This window comes from Thermogutta hypogea, from assembly GCF_055386265.1.
Genome location: NZ_AP042425.1, coordinates 3329316 through 3350743, shown reverse-complemented (window position 1 = coordinate 3350743; position 21428 = coordinate 3329316). Strand labels below are relative to the sequence as shown.

Here is a 21428-nt window from a genome sequence, read left to right as displayed (position 1 = left end):
TCCCGCGCTTCGCAGCCGGTTGCGGAGCCGGCTGTTCGACTGGGGATTCTCCGGCCGGCGGTTTCTTCATCGCGAGTGTCTTGTGTCATGTTCGGAGTCGCCGTTCCAGACCGACGCTTCCCTCAACGGCCCGCTTCTCCGCGCGACGATGTTCCGCCGGGCGCGACGATTCCCAGCCGGATCGGCCTGATCGCGGGATGGGGCGACTACCCGATCATCTTGGCCCGTACCCTGCACGAACGCGGACTGGCCGTCTTCGGTCTGGGCGTCCGTGGGCACGCCGACCCCGTTATCCGCGACTACTGCCGCGAATTCGGTTGGATCGGACTGGGGCAACTCGGCCGAGCCGTGCGATTCTTCCGCCGCCACGGCGTGGCCCATGCCACCATGGCCGGCAAGATTCACAAAGTCATCCTCTTCCAACGTTGGGCCTGGTTGCGGCATCTTCCCGACGGTTACGGGCTGCGCACCTTCGCCCCGCACTTTCTCTTTCGAGCCAAGGATAATCGCGACGATTCGCTGCTGGGAACGGTTTGCGAGGCCTTCGCCCGCCGCGGCATTCGCATGCATGCCGCCACCGACTTCGTCCCCGAAGTCTTGGTGGAACCCGGCGTGCTTACCCGAAGGCAACCCACCGCCGCGCAGTGGCAAGATATCGCCTTCGGCTGGCGGATCGCCAAGGAGATGGGCCGGCTCGACATCGGCCAAACCGTCGTCGTCAAGGACTTGGCCGTCCTGGCCGTGGAAGCGATCGAGGGGACCGACGCCTGCATCCTTCGGGCGGGAGAACTGTGCGGCGCCGGCGGCTTCACCGTGGTCAAGGTGGCCAAGCCGCAGCAAGACATGCGATTCGACGTGCCGACCATCGGCATGAATACCGTCCGCAACGTCGCGGCCGGGCGAGGCGCGGTCCTTGCCGTCGAAGCCCAAAAAACGATCTTCCTGCACCGCCACGACGTACTGGAACATGCCGACCGGAACGGGGTGGCCTTGGTCGCCCTCGGCGGACCGTGATCGGGAGACTTGGTCCGAGCGTTTCCCCCGTCTCCAACGCGAGACACGGGACCAAGGCGAAACCGTATCGCCTCCGGATCGGCGAGTCTGCCGCCCACGCCTGAATGCGAGATTCCGCCGCCATGGAGTCCTTGGACGCTGCGTCTTTTCAGCATTCCTCGCCAACGCCGCAGCAGGGGATCGTCTTGCTGACCGGCGCCACGGGCTACATCGGGGGTCGGCTCTTGCCAATCCTGGAGGAACGCCGACTGCGCTTGCGATGCCTGGCCCGACGGCCGGATAACCTCCGTTCGCGTGTCGCCCCATCGACGGAGATCGTCCGCGGCGACGTCCTGGACGCCGAATCCCTGACGGCGGCCTTCCGGGACGTGCATACCGCGTACTACCTGATTCATTCCATGGGGCAGGCGGGGGATTTCGAACGGGACGAATTGCGGGCGGCCGCCAACTTCGCCGCGGCGGCCAAGCAGGCGGGCGTCCGCAGGATCATCTTCCTCGGCGGGTTGGGCAATCCCCGGCATCCCCTCTCCAGGCATTTGCGGAGCCGGCACGAAACCGGCATGCTGCTCCGAGAATCCGGCGCCCAGGTGATCGAGTTTCGCGCTTCCATCATCATCGGTTCCGGTAGCGTTTCGTTCGAGTTGATTCGGGCCTTGGTCGAGCGGGTGCCCCTGATGATCTGCCCGAAATGGGTGAACGTGCCCGCCCAACCGATCGCCGTCGAAGACGTCCTCGATTACTTGGTCGCCGCGCTGGATCTGCCCCCCGGCGAGAGTCGCATTTTCGAAATCGGCGGTCCGGACCGCGTGGGCTACGGCGAGATCATGCGGGAATATGCGCGGCAGCGCGGTTTGAAGCGCATCATGATCCCCGTTCCCGTGCTCACGCCGTATCTCTCCAGCTTGTGGCTGGGGCTGGTGACGCCGGTCTACGCTCGCGTGGGCCGCAAGCTCATCGAGGGATTGCGCAATCCCACCATCGTGGAAGACCAAGCCGCGCTGGAGGTCTTCCCGATCCGGCCCCGAGGACTGCGCGAGGCGATCGAGCGGGCCATGCTCAACGAAGATCGGGAATTCGCGGCCACGCGTTGGTCCGACGCCGTCTCCGCGAGCGGGATTCAACCGCGCTGGGGGGGCGTGCGTTTCGGTTCCCGGATCGTCGATACCCGGAGTGTTTCCGTCAATGTTCCCCCCGCCGCGGCCTTTGCCCCCATCGAGCGGATCGGCGGTCGCACCGGATGGTACTACGCCGACGGCCTGTGGCGATTGCGGGGATTGCTGGATCTGCTTGTGGGCGGCGTAGGCTTGCGGAGAGGACGCCGCGATCCCGAACACCTCCGAGTCGGGGAAGCCCTGGATTTCTGGCGCGTGGAAGACTTCGAGCCGAACCGCCTGTTGCGGCTTCAGGCCGAGATGAAGCTGCCGGGCCGAGCATGGCTGGAATTCGAAGTGACGCCCGCCGAACACGGGGCCGTGATTCGCCAAACGGCCATCTTTGAACCCTTGGGGTTGCTCGGTCTGGCCTATTGGTACGCGATGTATCCCCTGCACTGCCTGATCTTCGGCGGAATGTTGAAAAAGCTGGCCCGCGCGGCCGAAAGTCACACCGGCATCGGTTCCGGTGCGAAGTGACGCCGCAGGCTCAACGGACCGATCGACCTCACCTCGACAGGACTCGCGAAAACAGGCTAGAATACCGGTTGAGGGCGTGCCCGCTGACGCGCATGCCGCAAAACGATTTCACCCCAGCAGCGAAATTCAACATCCCCGTTGCCGCCGGTATGGATGTCTTGCGTTGCTTCTTGGCCTTTGCACCCGTCGCGATCTATTTGATGATCGTAGGCGGCTTGAACCTTTGGCGGCGCCCCGTTCTGCTGACGGGAACGCAGGATCGGCTTTTGCTCGGCCTGTCGCTGGTGGGTCTGCTTATCGTGGGGCCGATGGAGCTGTTTCTTCCCGTTGCAGCCTACATCCAGTACGGCGGCGCGGTCTGGTTGATTTTGGTAATCCTGCTTTCGCTGGCGGTCGGGCTGGTGATTCTTACGGCCCCGCCGCGGATCGTGATCTTCAACACGGCGCCCCATCAGCTCCGCGCCATCGTCGCCGAGACGGCGCTCGAATTGGACCAAGCGGCACGTTGGGCCGGCGATTGCCTGGTACTGCCCGGCTTGGGGATTCAACTCTTCTTGGTCGTGTCGCCCGGTTGGCGTAACGTCACCTTGTCGGCGATCGGCCCCCATCAAGACCATCAGGGTTGGCGAACGTTCGGAAGGGCCTTGGCGAGCCGCTTGGCGGCGACGGAGGTGCCGCCCAACCCCCGCGGTCTGGTGCTGGTCGCGGTGGGCTTGGCGCTCTTGATCGCCGTCAGTGTGGGCGTCTTCCAAGGGAACCCGTCGGTGGCGGCCGTTCTCAATCGGGTCATCCCCTTCTAGATCCGCGTCCGTCCAAGGTCGCGCCGCCCGTTCGCAATCCTGACGGCAGGTTGCGTCCCGGCGTCCGTCGGACGCCCCGGTTTCCCCATTTGTCAAAGGGCTTCCCTTCCATGGAAAGATATTTCGTTCGTTACGGGATCACCCGCATCCTGGGCGTCTTCTCTCCGCCCAGCGAGGACCAAACGTTCGCGCGGGGCGATCAAGTCATCATTCGCACGGATCGCGGCTTGGAGGCGGGCGAGGTCCTCGGGCCGGCTACGGAGCGAGGAATCCAGATGCTGGGCACGCCGCCGGAGGGGCGCATCTTGCGCCGCATGACGGCCGACGACCAGCGCGAAGTCGTCCGCATCCGCCGCCAGGCCGAGGACGAAATCGAGATTTGCAATCGACACGTGCGGGAGTTGGGCCTCGAGATGGAGTTGGTGGACGTCGAACACATCTTCGGCGGGGAGCGCATCATCGTCTATTACTTGGCCGACCAGCGCGTGGACTTCCGCGAATTGGTGCGTCGCCTGGCCGCCGAATTCCATACCCGCATCGAAATGCGCCAAATCGGCGTGCGGGATGAGGCCAAGCTGTTGGGCGATTACGGCGATTGCGGCAAGCCCCTCTGCTGCAACACGCACCTCTCCTCCATGCCGCCCGTCTCCATGAAAATGGCCAAGCTGCAAAAGGCGACGCTGGATCCGGCCAAGATCTCGGGGCGGTGCGGCCGTCTCAAGTGCTGCCTCCGCTACGAATTCGAGCAATACGAAGAACTGCTCGACAAGTTGCCCCCCGTGGGTAGCGAAGTGGAGACCAAGGACGGTCCGGCCAAGGTCGTGGGACACGAAATCCTGGCGCAAAAAGTCCTCATCGAGACGCGGGAGCGCGTCCGCAAGCTGGTTGCGTACGATCAAGTGCGGGTGGTGGGGCGAGCCGCCCCGGCGGAAGACGTGCGGCAGGCCGCCGAAGACGTCGGATGAGGCCGCCGTTTCTCAGCTCGTTGCTTCGCCCGCGAACGCGGTTTCCTCCTCGCCCGTCGCTGTTGCTTGCGACCTGCTTGGCAGCCGCTACACTATACCGTAGTCTTGGGCCGTCGCGTGAGGCAGACGGGCGGTGGGCCGACGGCTCGCCGCGTCCAAGTAAGCCTGGGGGACTCGTATTCGGAGGAGGTGCGACATGAAGGCACGTTGGCACAAGATTCTAGGGGTGATTCTGATCGGAGTCGGCGTGATCCTGACCGTCCCGGGCTGCCCGAAACCGCCTGCGGACCAAAAGGCCCCGGCGAGCACGACGGGCAGTGAACGCGGGCCGGCGGTGACGGAAGGCGGGACGGCGGAATCTCCCGCCGAACCCGCCGAATCTGCCGCGGAGAGCACGGCGCCGGCGGCGGAAGCCGAGGCCCCGCCCGCCGCGGAATCGGCCGATCAACCCGAAATGACACCGCCCGCGGCGGAGGCGCCGGCTGGGGAGGCGCCGGCTGCGGAGGCGGCCCCCGCCGAATCCTCGTCCGCCCAAACGCCCCCTGCCGGAACGCCCTACGAGCTGAAGATCCCCTTGGGTTTGCCGCCGCTCGAAATCCCCGCCGATAATCCCATGACCGTGGAAAAGATCGAGCTGGGCAAGATGCTGTACTTCGACAAGCGCGTGAGCAAGGACGGCACGATCTCGTGCGCAACCTGCCATGACCCGCAAATGGCCTGGGCCGAGCACACCCCCACCAGCAAGGGCATCCACGAACAGATCGGCGGTCGCAATTCGCCCACGGTCATCAACGCAGCCTACGCGGCGGCACAGTTTTGGGACGGCCGCGCGGCCACCTTGGAGGATCAGGCCGTGGGTCCGGTCGCCAATCCCATCGAGATGGGAAACACCATGGAAGGCATGATCCAAAACTTGGAGGCGATCCCGCAATACCGCGAGATGTTCCAAAAGGTCTTCGGGACGGGGGTCACGCCGGAGAATTTTGCCAAGGCCGTGGCCGCCTTCGAACGCACGGTGTTGAGCGGCGATTCGCCCTACGATCGCTTCAAAGCGGGGCAAGAGGATGCCTTGACCGACGCCCAAAAGCGCGGCTTGGAGCTGTTCGAAAACTCCGGTTGCGCCGACTGCCACACGCCGCCGCTGTTCAGCTCGTATGAGTATTACAATGCGGGCGTGGGCATGGACAAAGAGAATCCGGATGAGGGACGCAAGGCCGTCACCGGCGAAGACCACGACATGGGCGCCTTCCGCGTTCCCAGCCTGCGCGAGGTGGCGAATACGGCTCCGTACTTCCACGACGGCAGCGCCGCCACCTTGGAGGAGGCCGTGGCGCTGATGGCCGCGGGCGGCAAGGATAACCCACACCGATCGGTCGAGTTCGATACCGTCCGCGAGGCCCAACTGACGCCCGAGCAACAGAAGGACATCGTGGAGTTCCTCAAAGCGCTGTCGGGGACCTATCCGATAGTCGAGCCGCCGCAACTGCCGTGACGTCACGGCGCGGAACCGTGCCGTCGTTTACCGGAAGAGCACGGCTCCGTGAGAATCCAACGGAATTCTCGGCAAGACGCCTCCGGGACCTAAAGGTCCGGGAGGCGTTAATCTTTGCGTTCCGCGAAAACGGTCACGTAGGCGGTCCGCTTCATCATTCCTTGGTGGACGGTCAATTCGCCGAACGTCAGCTTGGCGCAGTACGGCTGGAGCCACCGGGCCAAGGCATCGGCGCTCAATGCTTGTTGTCGCTTCCCGGCCGTGCTCTGCGACAAGGCCGTCGGTTCGATGATAAGAAGGCGTCCGCCCGGACGAAGGACGCGGCAGATCTCGCAGATGGCTTGCCGCGGCAAAAGGGAGTGCGACAGGGCATCCACGCAGAATCCGCCGTGGAAGCTGCGCTCTGGGACGGGAATCCTTAGCAGGCTGCCCTCGATGGTGCGGATGGCGTGCGGGACGCGGTGCAAGGCCTCGGCGATGAAGTCGATGCCGGTCCATTGCAGGTGCGGGTAGCGCGCGGCCAGGATGCGCAGATACCTTCCCGTGCCGCAGCCCAGGTCCGCGATCACGGCTCCTTCGGCGAAACCTTGGGCGAAACGCGCGACGAGTTGCAGCCGCGGGTCGTCCGGATCCAGCGGGTCCTCGCCCGTCCCACGGAGTTGCAGTTGATACTCGCAGCGAGCCTCGGCCTGGACGGCGTCCAGGAAGAACTTGGCGGCGAGCGGCTCTTCCTCGCGATCACCGCCTTTTTCGCCGGCCAAACGGGGCGGAAAACCTCCCGTGCTCAGGCGGAGGCGTTCGGCGCAGCGCAGGGCGGCTTTGCCATACTCGGGTCGCAGGTATTGGAACCAGAGACCGGCGGCCTCCAAAACGGTGGTCGTCAGGACGCTTGCCTCGCCGGGCCTCTCCGGAATGGCGCCGGAAGGGGTTTGCCGCTTTTCCACTTCTTGCAGGGCCTGGCCCGCCTCATTCCGCCGACCCCATTCCGAATACAGCCTTGCCCGGCGGACCCACGAAGAGGATCGCTCGGCGGGATGCCGCCGCTGCCCGTGCAAGAGCCAATATTCCACCGCCCGGATGCCGGCCGAGGTCCAATCGGTGTCGGGCCAGCGCCGACCGGCCAGGAGCAGCGGGGTCAGGTCGGGCGGATCGTGCCACAGCGACTCCGGCTCGTAATTCCAATCGCGGCTGCGCGGGGGCAGGACGCGGCCTTCATCCGTAATCCAGCGGCGCAAGGCCTGGCAGGCGGCCTGCGCCGAGGCTTGGAACTCCGGCAGGTCCGGCAAGGCCGAGAGCCAACCCCGAGCCGCGGCCGCCGTGGCCCAGAACACCGGTTCCGGGGCACGCGACTCCGACACCGTGCCGTCCGGCTGCTGCTGCGATTGCAGCCATCGCCCGACCTGCCAAGCGGCGTCGCGAACCCCGAAATCCATCAGGGTTGCCATGCTCCATCCGGCGGCGAAGAGGATGGGCGGCGCCGGTCGCGGCCGCTCCTCCCATTGACGGAGATGGTAGATCAAGCGATGGAGCGTGGTTTCTAGGTCGGCTTCGCGATGCCGCCGAAGACCGCGCCACAACCGCTTCCACCAACCCAACCCGCCGCCTCGGTTCGCCCGCTCATCGTTTGAGAAGGCTTCCGGCGAGGCGGGCGGCGCGCTCGGCGATGCCGCCGATCTTAACGGTTGATCCATGGCCGTCCTCCGCTTCCCCAGGATAGGCCCTTGCAACGAATTCGCGTGATGCTCATCATAGGCTGGCATAGTCGGCAACTCAAGTTGCAACCTTATGCGGCCGCACGGTTCGCCTCAATTGGGAACGCCGGCGCACGACCGGCGGTTGCCGGGCGGTAACGAATCCCAGATCGACGAAGACGAAGGAAATTCTCACCATGTCCCCACGATTCGCGGTGACGTTTGCGGCGTGTCTATCGCTTGCGGTGCTATTGTGCGGTTGTCCCGCCGGACAAAAGCCGGCGTCGCCCGGGACCTCCGATAACGCGCAGAACAAGGCGGAGACGGCTCCTCGCCCGGAAGCCGGTTCGGCGGCGGCCGCTGCGCCCGCCTCCGGCGAACGTGATTGGGAGCGAACGTTGACCGAATTGGGTGCCAAGGTCCGATTGGATGATGACGGCCACGTCATCCAGATCGATGCGACGGGAAGCCGTGTGGACGACGCCGTCTTGGCGGAGGCGGCCGCCGCCGGGAGACTTCGGGCCGTCAAGCTGACCGGACTGCCCATCACGGATGCCGCCCTCAAGGCCCTCGCCGGCTGCTCCCGATTGAAGAGCCTTGGTTTGGATGATACCCGGGTCGGCGACGCCGGCCTGGCCGCCTTGACGGACTGTCCGGAATTGGAGGAAGTCTTTTTGACGCGCACCGGGATCACGGACGCGGGCGTGGAGGCCTTGGCCAAACACGCTGTCATACGCCGCGTCCGTCTCCGTGGTACGGCGATCACCGACGCTGCCATGCAGGTTTTGGCGCAGTTGCCGCAATTGAGCGACCTTGATATCAGCGAAACCGGCGTAGGGGACGCCGGCTTGGCTGCCCTGTCCGCGGCCAAGTCCCTTACCAAACTCAACCTATGGAGTACGCAGGTGACGGATGCGGGCTTGCCGCATCTCGGCACGATGACGCAATTGACCTGGCTGAACCTGGACAATACTAAGGTGACGGATGCGGGCTTGCCGCACCTCGCTTCCTTGCAGGCTCTCGAGTTCCTGCACCTGGGACGGACCGCGATCACCGATCAGGGGTTGAAGCCGATCACCGAATTGAAGGGGCTGCGGACGCTCCACGTCACGCGGACGCCGGTCACCGATGCCGGCGTGGAGATCTTGCGCCAAGCCTTGCCCGACTGCGAACTGGTCACCAAGGTTCCGGAAGATCCGCCTTCCGGCAATCCGGGATGATAACACGCCCGACCCTTGCTCCGCGGCGGATCCGCCTTCGATCGACCGAAGCGGCAAACGAACGACAATTCTCTGGGCGTTCTGAACCTTTTCCTTCATCGAAACCGGGAAGGCTGGGTAATTCTGAAAGTTATGATCGTCGCAGGGGATGCGGCGTATCTTTGTAAAGTGCGGATTGTGCGAAAAATCCGCTCAAGCCGGTCTCGTCCGGAAGACGAATCGCCTTATACGGCGGACTTGCGAAACATCTTGCAACCTCGACTTGTCATCCCGCCCTTGATATTTCGGGATTCCAGGCGGATCGAATCCGAGCCATGGTAGCTCGGAGAATCCTCGCGGGGAGGAGGGTATGCGGCGGGGTACCGTTCTCAACAGTATCGCTTGGGTGACCGGCAGGATCGTGCCGACGATGTTATCGACGATCGGCCTGCTCTTTTTCGCTTATTTGCCGGCGGTGGGGCAAGTCCGGGCGGAAGTTGCACCGGAACCGCCGCGGCTTTCGTTCCCTGTTGCATCGGGAACGGCGGATCAACGCCCAGCATCCTCCGGCCCATTCTTCCCCGCCAAGGCCGCACCGGCATCCTGGCAGCTTGAGGCATCCCCCGCCGACACGGGTACGGCTGAGGGCGACAGCCGGAGCTTGGAGAGCGGCGGTGATGGAGGCGATGAAACGTCCATTCTCAAAATGGACATCGATCAGCTCGCCCGGGTCGACGTCATCGCGCCGGTCATGAATGTCGAGGTCTCCACAGTCTTGCGGAACCAAAGTACGGTGGGCCGCTCGCCGGCGGCCGTGTACGTCATCGACAGCGAAATGATTCGCCGTTCCGGTGCGCGCTCCATCCCCGAGGTTCTGCGATTGGTTCCCGGCCTGCACGTCGCACGGATCAACTCCAACACCTGGAGCATCACGTCCCGAGGATTCGCCAGCCGATTCTCCAACAAATTGCTGGTCCAGATCGACGGCCGCACCGTGTATACGCCGCTGTTCTCGGGGGTTTACTGGGACGCGCAAGACGTGCTGTTGGAAGATGTGGAGCGGATCGAGGTCATCCGCGGTCCCGGCGCCAGCGTTTGGGGGGCCAATGCCGTCAACGGCATCATCAACATCATCACCAAGAAGTCATCCGAGACGCAAGGCGCCTTCGTCGAGGGCGGCGCCGGCACGGAGGAACGCGGCTTCGCCTCCGCTCGATACGGCGGCACGTTGGGCAAAGATGCCACCTACCGCATTTACGGAAAGTGGCTGGACCGCGACGCCGGTTACGCCCCCGATCCGCGGGAAGCGGATGATTGGCGCCAGGGGCGGACCGGATTCCGCGTCGATTGGACGCCCTCCGACCCAGACCTGGTGACGTTCCAAGGGGACTATTTCGACGGCCATTCGGGCGCGTTCTATCGCTTCGATGATCCGTTCCCACCGCTCTTCTACCGTTACGCGATCGAGGATTTTCACGTCTCGGGCGGAAATCTGTTGACCCGTTGGACTCGCACGTTGGACGAAGATAACCAATACTCCGTACAGTTCTATTACGACCGATTAGAACGGCACTCCACGGCGACGGCCTTCGCCGAGGACCGCGACACCTTGGATTTCGATTTCCAGCATTCCTTCCGTCCTTTGGAAAGGCACCGAATAACTTGGGGGTTCGGTTATAGGTACATCGAAGATTTTTTGACGCCCGCCTCGTTCTATTTGCAATTCGACCCCGCCAAGCGTGCAGACGATCTATTCAGCTATTTCGTTCAGGATGAGATTACGTTGGTGGAGGACCGATGGCACTTCATCGCAGGCTGCAAGTTCGAGCATAACGATTATACGGGTTTTGAGTATCAGCCGACGGGCCGATTGCTTTGGACGCCCTCCGAGCGATACACGATATGGGGGGCTGTCTCCCGCGCCGTGCGCACGCCTTCGCGGGCCGAGGCCGATCTGGACGATTATCCGGTCCTCCTGGGTATCTACCCCGGCCCTCTACCCTCTTTCGCCTTGGTCTCCGGCGACCCTGAGATCGAATCCGAAAAGATGATGGCGTACGAGATCGGTATTCGCGGGCAGCCTCGTCAAGAAGTATTCTGGGATTTCACGGTTTTCTTCAACGACTATGACGATATTGCGGCGTGGCGGGCGGGTAGTCCCGCGCTGGGGGTTTTGCCGGGCGGATGGCCCGCCGTGTTGACCCCTGCCTGGTTCGCGCGGGGCGCCGACGCCCAGACCTACGGGTTTGAAATCGCCGCCGATTATCAATTCGCAGCCGATTGGAAGCTCCGCGGGGGCTATAGTTTTCTGAGGATCGACGTGACCGATCGACCCGGCTTCGAAAACGCCGTCAGTGATTGGCCCGATCCCAAGAATCAGTTTTTCCTGTGGCTTTCCGGGAAGCCGCGGGAACGTTGGGATTTGGACGTGATCGGCCGGTATGTGGATAACGCGCATTATGCTCATCGCTATTTCGTGATGGACGTTCGCCTTGCTTGGCGGCCGCGTAAGCATTGCGAATTGTTTGTCGCGGGACGCAACTTGCTGGACGGCGAGCATGCCGAGGGAGACAGCCTCGATTTCATCGGGTTGACGCGCACGGAAGTGCAAAGCGAAGTCTACGGCGGTGCCGCGTGGCGGTTCTGAGGCTTCGTCATTCGGGGCAGAGAAGATCGGAGAAAGGTTGTGGCAGACACAACCAAGGTGGGCAAATGGACGGGCGAAGATGCGACCGCGCCGGCGGCGGGCCGGCGACGGGCCGTTCCACTCCCCAACGGCATCTGCCGTTTGGGGGGGCTCTTGATGGTTTTACTGTGGTTTTCTCTTCTCGGTCGCGATTGCCGTGCTCAAGAAGGCCGGATCAACCGGGAGCACGTGATCAAGGCGGCTTACTTGGCCAACTTTCTCCGTTACGTGGATTGGCCCAAGGGGGCTGAGGACACGCAGCACCCCCCAATCATCGGGGTGGCGGGGCGGCACCCGATCGTCTTCTACCTGCAACAGGCCGCCCAACAGGGAGGCGATGATTCCTTTCGAGTGGAATTAGTGGAAGGAGAGGTTGTTCCGGATGGATGCCGCATCCTTTTCCTACCGAGTTCCCTCAGTCCGGACCTGCGCCAAAAACTGCTCCGCGCGGCGGAAAATGCTCCCGTCTTGACCGTCGGCGATAACCTAGACTTTCTTCAAGAGGGCGGCGAGGTTCGCTTCGCAATCGAGGACAACAAGATCCGGGTGGAAATGGCCTTGAGACCGATCGAGGCCAAGGGCCTGAAGGTCAGCTCCAAGCTTCTGCAAGTCGCCCGCGTCGTGGACGCGGATGCTCGCCTCTCTCAAGGGACCCGATAGCGACTTCCTCGGGTCCGGCTCGTGGACTGCGGCCATCATACTCGATCCGGCGGACGGTATTCACGGCCATGATGCTCCGCGAATTCCCGAACAACATTCCAAAGCTGCGGCAAGAACTCATTCGGCGATTCGCCGATGCGCCGATCCGTCGCAAGTTGCAGTGGCTTTTGGCGGTGTCCTTGGGAATCGCGTTGTCGATCATCAGCGCGGCCTTCATTTCGACGCAACTGCGTTTGCTTCTGCAATTCGAAGCGCGGCAAGTCGAGGCCTTGGCGAGCGTCGTCGGCGCCAACGCCACGGCGGCTTTGGAGTTCAATGATGTCGCCACCGCGGAGGAGCTGCTCTCCGCCATGGCAAATCAAGAATCGGTTCAGGTCGTCGCCATCTATGACGCCCAAGGTAGGCTTTTTGCTTGGCATTACAACGTGGGTCGAGCATCGAAGTTATTCTCTCCGCCGGCCGCCTTACAACACCCACCGGGTACTCGCATCGACAGATTCATTGAGGTGGTGCGGCCGATGGTACAGAAGGATCGGACGGTGGGTTACCTGTACGCTAGGGCCGAGCCGATCGAAGTGCGGCGCCAATTCGTCCTGCATGTGATGTTATCGATCGGCGTGATCCTGTTCGCGGGTTTGACGGCGGCATGGATCTCCATCCCCATGCGGCACTTCATCGCGGGACCGATTTCGGAATTGACGGAGGTAATGCGAGCAATCTCCCGAACCGGCGACTACTCGCTCCGCGTCCCGGTGCGATCCGCCGACGAATTGGGAGCCTTGGCGGGCGGTTTCAATTCGATGCTCGATTACGTGCAGGCCGCCCAGCAGGCTTTGCAGCAGGCCCACGACGAGTTGGAGGAAAGGGTGCGCCAAAGAACCGCCGCCTTGGAAGAGGCCAAAATGGCGGCGGAGCAAGCCAATCAGGCCAAGAGCCAATTCTTGGCCAACATGAGCCACGAGATCCGCACGCCCATGACCGCGATCTTGGGTTTTACGGATCTCTTGGCGGACCCTACCGTCCCTGCCGAGAGTCGGCAAGAGTACATCGAGACCATCCGCCGCCACGGGGCCCACTTGCTCGACCTCATCAACGATATTCTCGACCTTTCCAAGATCGAGTCGGGCAAATTCGCGGTCCACCCCGCGTACGTCAACCCACTCACGCTGCTGGGAGAAGTCGTGTCGCTGTTGCGGGCGAAGGCACAGGCCAAGCGGCTGGCGCTGTCGGCGGAATGCCGAGGCGAGGTCCCGTCCGCGGTTCGTACCGATCCGATGCGATTGCGGCAAATTCTGATCAATCTGGTCGGCAATGCCGTAAAGTTCACCGAGGAAGGGTTCGTCCGCGTGGAGCTGCAATTCCTGAAGCAATCTCCGGAGGACGCGGCATCCTCGGGGGAGACGAACGGCGAGCCGCGTGAGGCCTCCGCCGGCGTAATTTCCGGCATCCTGGAATTCGCCGTTGTCGATACCGGCCCGGGTATTGCATTCGAGAACCAGGCCACGGTCTTCGATCCCTTCGTACAGGCGGATGACTCGATGTCGCGGCGTCACGGCGGCACGGGTTTAGGCTTGACCATCACGCGCCGCTTGGCGGAACTGTTGGGCGGCGAGGTCGTGATGGAGAGCGAGCCGGGTAAAGGCTCCACGTTCCGTCTCCGTCTGCCGACGGCGGTGCCCTCGGACGTGGAATGGGTTCGCGACTGGCAGGAGGCCGTGTCGCCCGCCCCTGCCGCGCCCGCCTCCCCGACCTCTTCCACCGCAATTTGCGGTCGCGTGCTGCTCGTGGAGGACGGCCCGGACAATCGGCGATTGATCGCGTTTTTGTTGAAGAAAGCCGGGGCGGATGTGGCGACTGCGGAAAACGGGCAGGAGGGCATGGATGCCGTGGAAGCCGCCGAAAAGGAGGGCCGGCCCTTCGACTGCATTTTGATGGACATGCAAATGCCCGTCTTGGACGGCTACGAAGCTACCCGCCGCCTCCGTGAACGGGGTTGCCGGGTTCCCATCATTGCGATTACGGCCCACGCCATGCAAGGGGATCGCGAAGTCTGCTTGGCCGCCGGGTGCGACGACTATCTTTCCAAACCCATCCAGCGGAGCGAGCTGATCAGCATGGTGGCGAAGTACGTCACGCGGGGCCGGCGGGACAAAGCGCCCGGGGATTTACCGGCGCAAACCGTCTGAGGCCGTGCCGGAGAGCGGCGCGGAGCCGCTCCCCGGTCGGTCGATTCCGTCCGCAACGCGGTCCGCGAGACGAACCGCCTCACTTACCCATCTTGCGGAGGTTCTGGATGCAGCCGCGGATGGCGTCGAGCGGGCCGCCCGCGTAGCTCTCCTGCTCCACGATGTACCACTCGGTCCCGCCGGTGGTCTCGCAAATCTTGAACACGCGTTCCCAATCGACCTCACCCTCGCCGATCACGGCGCCCTGCTTGCCGCCGTGTTCCTTGAGGTGCACGGTCTTGGCCTTGCCGGGGAACTTTTCCAGGATGGCGTAGGGATCGCCGCCGCCGCCCAGGCAGTTGCCGATGTCCATCTGCATGACGACCTCGGGCTTGGTCGCGGCGAAGAAGACCTCCCACGCGGTCTCGCCGTTCAATTTGCGGAAGTCGCCGCCGTGGGCGTGGTAGCCCACCAGCATGCCTTGGTCCTTGACCTTTTCGGCCAATTCATTGAAGACCTGGGCGGTTTCCACGGCCTTTTCTTTGGTCGCGAAGAAGCTCTCGGCAAGATACGGGCAGATCAGATACTTGTTGCCGATGGTTTGGTTGAATTCCACGGTGGCGGCCAAGTTTTGCGGTTGCAACGTATCCCAGCCGGTGTGGGTGCCGCAGCATTTCAGCCCGGCGTCATCCAGCATTTTGCGGAGATCGGCGGCGGAGTGGCCGTAGTAGCCGGCGAACTCGACGGCCTCGTAGCCCATCTCTTTGATAGCCGCCAGCACGCGGGCCAGATTCTGGGCGGCCGCTTCGCGGACGGAATAGAGCTGCACGCCGATGGGGATCTTTTTCTCGGCGGCCCAGGCGGGTAACTTCCCGCAGGCCGCGAACAGTCCCGCCGCCGCTGCGGTTCGCAAGACGTCTCGTCGTGAAAGATTCATGTTCATTCCTCCCAATGCAAGGCGTTCGTGGGGATCTCCGCGACCAACGATGCAGGCGGAGATCGAAACCTCCAGTATAGCCCGACCGCGCGCCGGATTCTCGCCCTCGCGCAGCGGCAAGAAGGAAGGCCTCGGCCGCGTGCCGGGACGTGCTCAACCGCGGTTCGACCTTCGTTTTCCGCTTGGTTGACCGCGGCGAGTCGGGCAAATTACAATTCGCCGTGTTCCCAGGGCCATGCACCGGCACGCGGTCGTCGAGCCGAGCCGGCGGGGCCTACGATCCACTTTTCCGATAGGGGAGGCACGGTCATGCGTCGATCCGTCTTGGAGCGAGGTTGGCACGTCCCGGCGGTGCTTGGGATCTTGTTTGTGTCCCTAGGAGGAATGCCCTCGGTGGGATGGGCGGAGGATGGGAGCGCGACGTCCGCCGCTTCTTCCGTGCGGCCCAATGTCCTGTTCATCGCCATCGACGATCTGAATGACTGGACGGGCTTTTTGGGCGGGCATCCGCAGAGCAAGACCCCGAACCTCGACGCCTTGGCCAAGGAGAGCCTGGTTTTCACTCGGGCGTACTGCGCGGCTCCGGCGTGCAATCCGTCTCGGGCCGCCATGTTGTGCGGGGTACGTCCGTCCACGTCCGGCGTATATCACAACGACAATCCCTGGCGTCCCCAGATGCCCGACACGGTCACCCTGTTTCAGCACTTCATGGCCCACGGTTACAAGGTCTACGGCGGAGGGAAGCTGTTTCACAATTCATTCAACGACTTGAACTCGTGGGAGGTTTACTGGTCGCGGCCGGGAGATCCCTCGCCGCCGAATCCGCCGCTGAACGGGATTCCCAACGCCGCCCATTTCGATTGGGGACCGCTGGACGTGGACGACGGGAGCATGGGCGACGCGAAGCTCACCGATTGGGCCGCGGAGTTCTTGAGTCAAAAACACGATCGGCCGTTCTTTCTTGCGGTGGGTTACATCCGGCCGCACTTGCCCTGGTACGTCCCGCGAAAGTACTTCGACGACTTCCCGCTCGACGGCGTCGTCCTACCGCAAGTCAAGGAGGATGATCTGGCCGACGTCCCGCCGCCGGGCGTTCGCATCGCCAATCCCCAAGGCGATCATGCCAAGGTTCTGGCGACGAACAATTGGGAAAGGGCGGTGCAGGGATATTTGGCGAGCATCGAGTTCGTGGACGGCCAGGTGGGGCGACTTCTCGCGGCCTTTCGCAATAGCCCTCATGCCGAAGACACGATCGTCGTCCTATGGGGCGATCACGGTTGGCACTTGGGCGAAAAACTGCACTGGCGCAAGTTCACGCTTTGGGAGGAGGCCGCGCGGGTGCCCCTGGTGATTCAGGTTCCGGGCGTCACGCGGCCCGGCGTTTGCGAGCGGACCGTCAGCCTGCTGGATATCTACCCCACGCTGTGCGAGCTGACGGGAGTGCCGATTCCGCCGCACGTGGAGGGCGACAGCATCGTGCGGTTGTTGCGGGATCCGGCCGCCGAGTGGAACCGTCCCGTAATCACGACCCACGGCTACATGAATCACGCGGTCCGTTCGGAGCGTTGGCGTTACATCCGCTACGCCGACGGTAGCGAGGAACTGTACGATCACGAAAACGACCCCATGGAGTGGACGAACCTGGCAAGTCGGCCGGAATATCGTGGGGTCAAGGAAGAGTTGGCGAAACGGCTGCCCCGAGAAAATCGGGAGGAAGGGCCGAAGGCGGAGCCCGCTCGTCAGAATCGGCGCGGCGCGGCCCGGGCCGCCGAGCAGGCCGGCTGGCCGGCGGGACTGCGCGCGTATTTCGCCGCAGAGTGGTACGGCGAATTCGACCCCTGAGGGAGAGCCGGACGGGCTATTTGCTCACCGTGCCGCGATCCGCCCGCCGGATGATGATGAGCGACGCGCTGCCTTGAGCGTCATCGACCGCGGTTTGTTCCCAAGCATCGCGGAGTCGCTCGGCGGCCTGTTTGGCGGAGTGCCGGGCCAGGCCGGGGAGCATGGGGAGCAGCCGGGTTTCCCAGATCGGACGATCGTCCTCGTCCTTCGCCCGGCGTACCGCCGCGTTGCACACCAGCACCAATCCGCCGCCGGGAATGGTCCAGCGGGTTTGGGGAAATCGCAATTCGGGGTCGATACCCAGCGGAGTCTCGCCCGAGCATATCCGTGCCCGCTTGCCGCCGAGCAGCAGGGCGTGGACGGAGCCGGCGGCGGACGCCCGCAAAGAGCCTTGCCGCGGATCGAGCAGGCCGCAGAAGAGCGATGCCTTTTGGTCTCCCGCCGAGCCGGTCCAAAGCGTCAGATTGACGCGTTCCAGGAGTTTCCCGGCGTCCCGTTGGCGATCGGCGAGGGAGCGGACGGCCGTTCGCAGGGCGGCGGTCGTGATGGCGGCCTCCAAGCCGCCCCCTGCGGCGTCGCCCAGGGCGATCAGCACGCGGCCGTCATTCCCGCAGAACCAGTCATGGAAGCTGCCGGCCAGGTTGTCGCCGCTTTCCGTCCAGCCCGCGAACTCCCAGTCGTCCAGCAACGGAGCGACGGCGGGCAATTGGCTGCGTTGCAATCGCCGAGCCGACTCGAGTTGTTTACGCAATCCTGCCGCTTCCAATGCCGTTTGCAAAGCCACTTCGCGTTCCAATTCGGCGGTGATGCGGCCCGCCGCTACTTCCAGCAAATCGGTCTGCCGCTCCGAAAAGGTCCGCGCCCGATCGCAAAAGACCCAAAGCGTGCCCAGGATCGTGGTGGGACCGGCGACGGGTAGGCATACGGCGGCGGCGGCCGGCTCCGGGGGTTGCCATCGCGTCAAATCTCGGGTGTTTTCCAGCACGACGGCATGACCGAGCATGGCCTCGAGGTCCGCCAAGGCGGTCTTGAGCGGGCGGGGCGGCGCCGCCAGTCGGCCGGGCGGCAATCCCCACGCCGCGCGGAGTTTCAATTCCGTGGTACCTTCGTCCAGCAGGTAGAGGGCCGCGGCTTGGGCCGAAATGCTCTCTGCGGCGGCACGCAGGACTTCCGTCAGACGCTCCGCCAGATGCTTTTCTTCCGCCGTGTGCGGTACGAGCGGGATCGCCGTCGCCAACTCCGCCTCTCGCTCCCAAAGCGCCGTCTCGAGGCTCAGGAGTTCGCCCAGCATCTCAGCGATCGACTCGGCAAAACGTCGGACGGGCGGGGGAATGGACGCGTCGTGGCTTGTCGGCTCCGCGGCGTCCAATCGCAGCAGGCCGAGCGCCGGACGCGAATCCTGAGAAAGCGGCGCATCTCCTGCAACGAATTTTGGGGCCGGTACCGGAATCTCGTTCGGCGACCGCGCTTTCTCGTGCGGCAGGAACCGCAGCAGGTATCCGGTCAATTCGAGAAAGGATCGGCTGAGCTGCCGCCATCCCGAGATCGCCGAGACATCGGGCACCGGCGAAGGCCGGGGTTCTTCCCGGGCGACGCGAAGATACTTCGGGGTTGACGGTTCCACGGCTGCGGCTCCAAGGGACGGCACGGGGGCAGGGGGCGGCCCTGCCGCTCTTTCAATGTCAAAATAGGATCTACCCTATTGGCTACCCTGTTGGGGTGGATGCGCGACGTTAGCGCGACCGGCACTCAATTACCCGATTCGATTCAGTAATCTCACGTTCTACAGATTTCCAAACGTGTTCATCTTCTGTATAGGTCTATCGTCATACAACCTTCCCAGTCATACATATACCCTCATAGGTGAGCTTTGTATTAGGTGCTGCATTTTCACTAAAGTCGCTAAACCTTCGGTCCTTCCCTTGCGCACGCCTTCGGACTGCCTTTCGCTGATTAGACCGGCAAGGATGGGTTATCTGCGGCGTTGGATCCGATTTGCAGGTTGGATATGGTTGCAATAGATGCGATGATGGAGTTGGCTGCGGTAGGCTGACGCTGGTGAATCGCGCTTCACGATCGGGGGAGATGATGGGACCGGCCGGCTAATCGCGATGGAACGGCCTCGCTCCCGGCGCCGGTAGTCGCGGGGGGCGACACGGTGCTGTCGAAGTAGTTGATGCCGCGGCACAACCCCTCGGAGGAATGGCGAAGTTGTCTTGCTTGAGAGGGAGAACCGATGAACTTGGGGATAAGCGTCCTGGCGGCTTGCGTTGGTCTTGCGGCAGGGTATCAGGAACCACCGCCGCTCCGCGTCGTGTATTTCGTCCCCGCCGATCGCGAGCCGCTGCCGCACTATCAAGAGCGGCTGGACCGGGTCATGACGGAGGTGCAGCGGTTCTATCGCGAGGGAATGCAGGCCGCCGGTTACGGACCGAAAACCTTCACCTTGGAACGAGACGATCAGGGGCGGTTGCGGCTGCATCTGGTTCGCGGTCAATATCCCATGCGGGAATACGGCCGCAATGATGCGGCCAAGGTCCGACGCGAGGTCAAGACTGCCCTGGCGCAGCATGGGATCGACGCGGATCGCGAGACCGTCGTCATTTTTCAGGTGCTCTTGGCCTGGGAAGGCGACCGCGCGATCGAGATAGGCCCGTACGTGGGCGGCGGCAATCACCGCGGGGGGACGGCGTGGGTTTATGACGACGAGCGGCTCGATCCCCGCCTGCTTCCGTCCAAGGAGCCGGGCGGCTATTACAACGGGCCTTGTTCGCTGGGACAATTCAACACGCACTACATCGGAGGAGTCGCCCACGAGATGGGCCACGCCTTCGGCCTGCCGCATGATTGCGAGACGAACGCGGATCGCACCCGTCGCGGGCGATCCTTAATGGGCGGCGGAAACCACACCTACGGCCGGGAACTGCGGGGGGAAGGCCCGGGGACGTTTCTCAGCCATGCCTCGGCCATGCAGCTCGCTTATGTTCGCCCGTTTGCGGGCGAACGGCCCGATGCCGACGTACCGCCGACATGCCGTTTGACCGCCTTGGACGCGGAGTTCGAGGACGACGAGTTGGTGCTGAGCGGCTCGTTGGAGGCACGGCCGGCCGCGTTCGGCGTGGTCGCGCTGAACGACGGTGCTTCCCCGCCTGCCGATTACGATGCCGTCGGCTGGACGGCCGAAACGGATGAGCAGGGGCGTTTCCGCGTGAAAATCGGTGAATTGCGGCCCGGGCGTTCCCAACTTCGCTTGCGGGTGTGCCATGTCAACGGATCGGTCAGCGTTTTCACCTTCGACTACGACGTAGACGGGCGAGGGAGACCGCAGCTCGACGTCTTTCGCATGCGCGTGCCGCTCGAACAGGCGATGCAGGCCTTCGCCGTACGGGATCGCAGGCGACTGGAGGACCTGGCGAACGTGTACCGGGACCGTTTCCCCGACTTGTCGGAACTGCACCGGCGGATCGCCCATTTGATGCGGCTGTTGGAGGCCGTTCCACCGCGACCGCTCGCCGAATTACCGCGCGACGAAGCGGGTTGGGTCGCCGTCAGCGGAGCAGCCTTCCGGACCGCGACGACCGGCTGGGGGCGGCCGTTGCGGGATCAGGTCTGGATGGAACGCGGCGGGCCGTGTTTCATCCAAGTCGGCGGGCAATTCTTCGAACAAGGATTGTTCGCCCATGCCCCCTCCCGGTACGAACTGGAAATCGACCGTAAATACGCTCGTTTTCGCACGGGTTACGGCTTGCAAGACGGGCACAAAGGGTCGGTCGTGTTCGTAATCCGGGGCGACGGTCGCGAGCTCTTCCGCTCACCGCTAATCCAAGATAACGTCCCGCGAAATCTCGACCTCAACGTGGAGGGAATCCGCGTGCTGGAGTTGATCGTGGAGACGGGCGAAGACGGCCCCGGCAGCGACTGGGGCGTTTGGCTTGAACCCCGTTTGCGGCCGACCGCCGAATGACAGGCGGAGGTGAAAGCCCCGACTCCAGCGCCGGGCATCCGTCGATCCCGGGTCCCGGGGTAAGGCCGATGCCGAAATGAAGCGCTTGACGCCAAGATCGGGCGTGGTATCATGGAAGCCGTGGACGTTGGTGGTCGAGCGCGACGGTTTCGCGCTCGACGAACAGGGAATCCGGTGAGAGTCCGGAACGGTCCCCGCCGCTGTGACCAGGCGTCAACAGATTCGCCCAGTCTCCATCGGCCATTGTCGCGAGTAGCACCTGTGACGAAGCTCGGCGATTTGCCGTGCGACGAATTGCGACGAGAAGGCCGGGCAGAATCGAGCCTGGAAGTCAGAAGACCTACCAACGTAGGGCCTTTAACCTTTGCGTGGGACGAAGGTT

At 63.6% G+C, this 21428-nt stretch carries 14 protein-coding genes and 1 riboswitch; of the genes, 11 read left to right on the top strand and 3 right to left on the bottom strand.

The features are described from left to right. The first annotated feature begins 87 nt into the window (after positions 1 to 87). The 5 genes from ACZ5B4_RS12075 to ACZ5B4_RS12055 all read left to right on the top strand — a co-directional run bounded on the left by ACZ5B4_RS12075 (position 88) and on the right by ACZ5B4_RS12055 (position 5902). Positions 88 to 1014, top strand: a complete 927-nt coding sequence (locus ACZ5B4_RS12075; protein ID WP_464911484.1) for an LpxI family protein — start codon at positions 88 to 90, stop codon at positions 1012 to 1014. Between the two features lie 122 nt (positions 1015 to 1136). Next, positions 1137 to 2645 carry an SDR family oxidoreductase gene (locus tag ACZ5B4_RS12070; RefSeq protein WP_464911483.1) on the top strand — a complete coding sequence of 503 codons (1509 nt, stop codon included), beginning with the start codon at positions 1137 to 1139 and terminating at the stop codon, positions 2643 to 2645. A gap of 92 nt (positions 2646 to 2737) precedes the next feature. Further along, a complete protein-coding gene (locus tag ACZ5B4_RS12065) occupies positions 2738 to 3445 on the top strand; it encodes a hypothetical protein (RefSeq protein WP_464911482.1) in 708 nt (235 codons plus the stop codon). A 110-nt stretch (positions 3446 to 3555) separates the two neighbouring features. Then, complete coding sequence (locus ACZ5B4_RS12060) at positions 3556 to 4410, top strand: PSP1 domain-containing protein (RefSeq protein ID WP_464911481.1); 855 nt, start codon at positions 3556 to 3558, stop codon at positions 4408 to 4410. A gap of 196 nt (positions 4411 to 4606) precedes the next feature. Next, the gene (locus tag ACZ5B4_RS12055; RefSeq protein WP_464911480.1) at positions 4607 to 5902 is read left to right on the top strand and encodes a cytochrome-c peroxidase; all 1296 of its coding nucleotides are present in this window, start codon (positions 4607 to 4609) and stop codon (positions 5900 to 5902) included. 107 nt (positions 5903 to 6009) lie between these two features. On the opposite strand, the gene ACZ5B4_RS12050 is transcribed toward ACZ5B4_RS12055, so the two are convergent. Next, complete coding sequence (locus ACZ5B4_RS12050) at positions 6010 to 7593, bottom strand: class I SAM-dependent methyltransferase (protein ID WP_464911479.1); 1584 nt, start codon at positions 7591 to 7593, stop codon at positions 6010 to 6012. A 197-nt stretch (positions 7594 to 7790) separates the two neighbouring features. Here ACZ5B4_RS12050 and ACZ5B4_RS12045 point away from each other — a divergent pair, with 197 nt between their 5' ends. The 4 genes from ACZ5B4_RS12045 to ACZ5B4_RS12030 all read left to right on the top strand — a co-directional run bounded on the left by ACZ5B4_RS12045 (position 7791) and on the right by ACZ5B4_RS12030 (position 14324). Beyond that, entirely contained in the window at positions 7791 to 8813 is a 1023-nt protein-coding gene (locus tag ACZ5B4_RS12045; protein ID WP_464911478.1) for a leucine-rich repeat domain-containing protein, read from the top strand. 349 nt (positions 8814 to 9162) lie between these two features. Then, positions 9163 to 11439, top strand: a complete 2277-nt coding sequence (locus ACZ5B4_RS12040; protein WP_464911477.1) for a TonB-dependent receptor plug domain-containing protein — start codon at positions 9163 to 9165, stop codon at positions 11437 to 11439. Positions 11440 to 11478: 39 nt separating this feature from the next. Next, complete coding sequence (locus ACZ5B4_RS12035; RefSeq protein ID WP_464911476.1) at positions 11479 to 12138, top strand: YfiR family protein; 660 nt, start codon at positions 11479 to 11481, stop codon at positions 12136 to 12138. A 68-nt stretch (positions 12139 to 12206) separates the two neighbouring features. Further along, positions 12207 to 14324, top strand: coding sequence for a response regulator (locus tag ACZ5B4_RS12030; RefSeq protein ID WP_464911475.1), 2118 nt, complete (start codon positions 12207 to 12209; stop codon positions 14322 to 14324). 79 nt (positions 14325 to 14403) lie between these two features. Here ACZ5B4_RS12030 and ACZ5B4_RS12025 read toward each other — a convergent pair whose 3' ends face one another. Beyond that, positions 14404 to 15240, bottom strand: a complete 837-nt coding sequence (locus ACZ5B4_RS12025) for a sugar phosphate isomerase/epimerase family protein (RefSeq protein ID WP_464911474.1) — start codon at positions 15238 to 15240, stop codon at positions 14404 to 14406. Positions 15241 to 15549: 309 nt separating this feature from the next. On the opposite strand from ACZ5B4_RS12025, the gene ACZ5B4_RS12020 reads away from it, so the two are divergent. Then, entirely contained in the window at positions 15550 to 17082 is a 1533-nt protein-coding gene (locus ACZ5B4_RS12020) for a sulfatase (protein WP_464911473.1), read from the top strand. 16 nt (positions 17083 to 17098) lie between these two features. Here ACZ5B4_RS12020 and ACZ5B4_RS12015 read toward each other — a convergent pair whose 3' ends face one another. Continuing rightward, positions 17099 to 18706, bottom strand: a complete 1608-nt coding sequence (locus tag ACZ5B4_RS12015) for a PP2C family protein-serine/threonine phosphatase (RefSeq protein WP_464911472.1) — start codon at positions 18704 to 18706, stop codon at positions 17099 to 17101. 612 nt (positions 18707 to 19318) lie between these two features. Here ACZ5B4_RS12015 and ACZ5B4_RS12010 point away from each other — a divergent pair. Next, entirely contained in the window at positions 19319 to 21046 is a 1728-nt protein-coding gene (locus tag ACZ5B4_RS12010; protein ID WP_464911471.1) for an NPCBM/NEW2 domain-containing protein, read from the top strand. Between the two features lie 111 nt (positions 21047 to 21157). Further along, positions 21158 to 21408: riboswitch (cobalamin riboswitch) on the top strand. Positions 21409 to 21428: the final 20 nt, after the last annotated feature.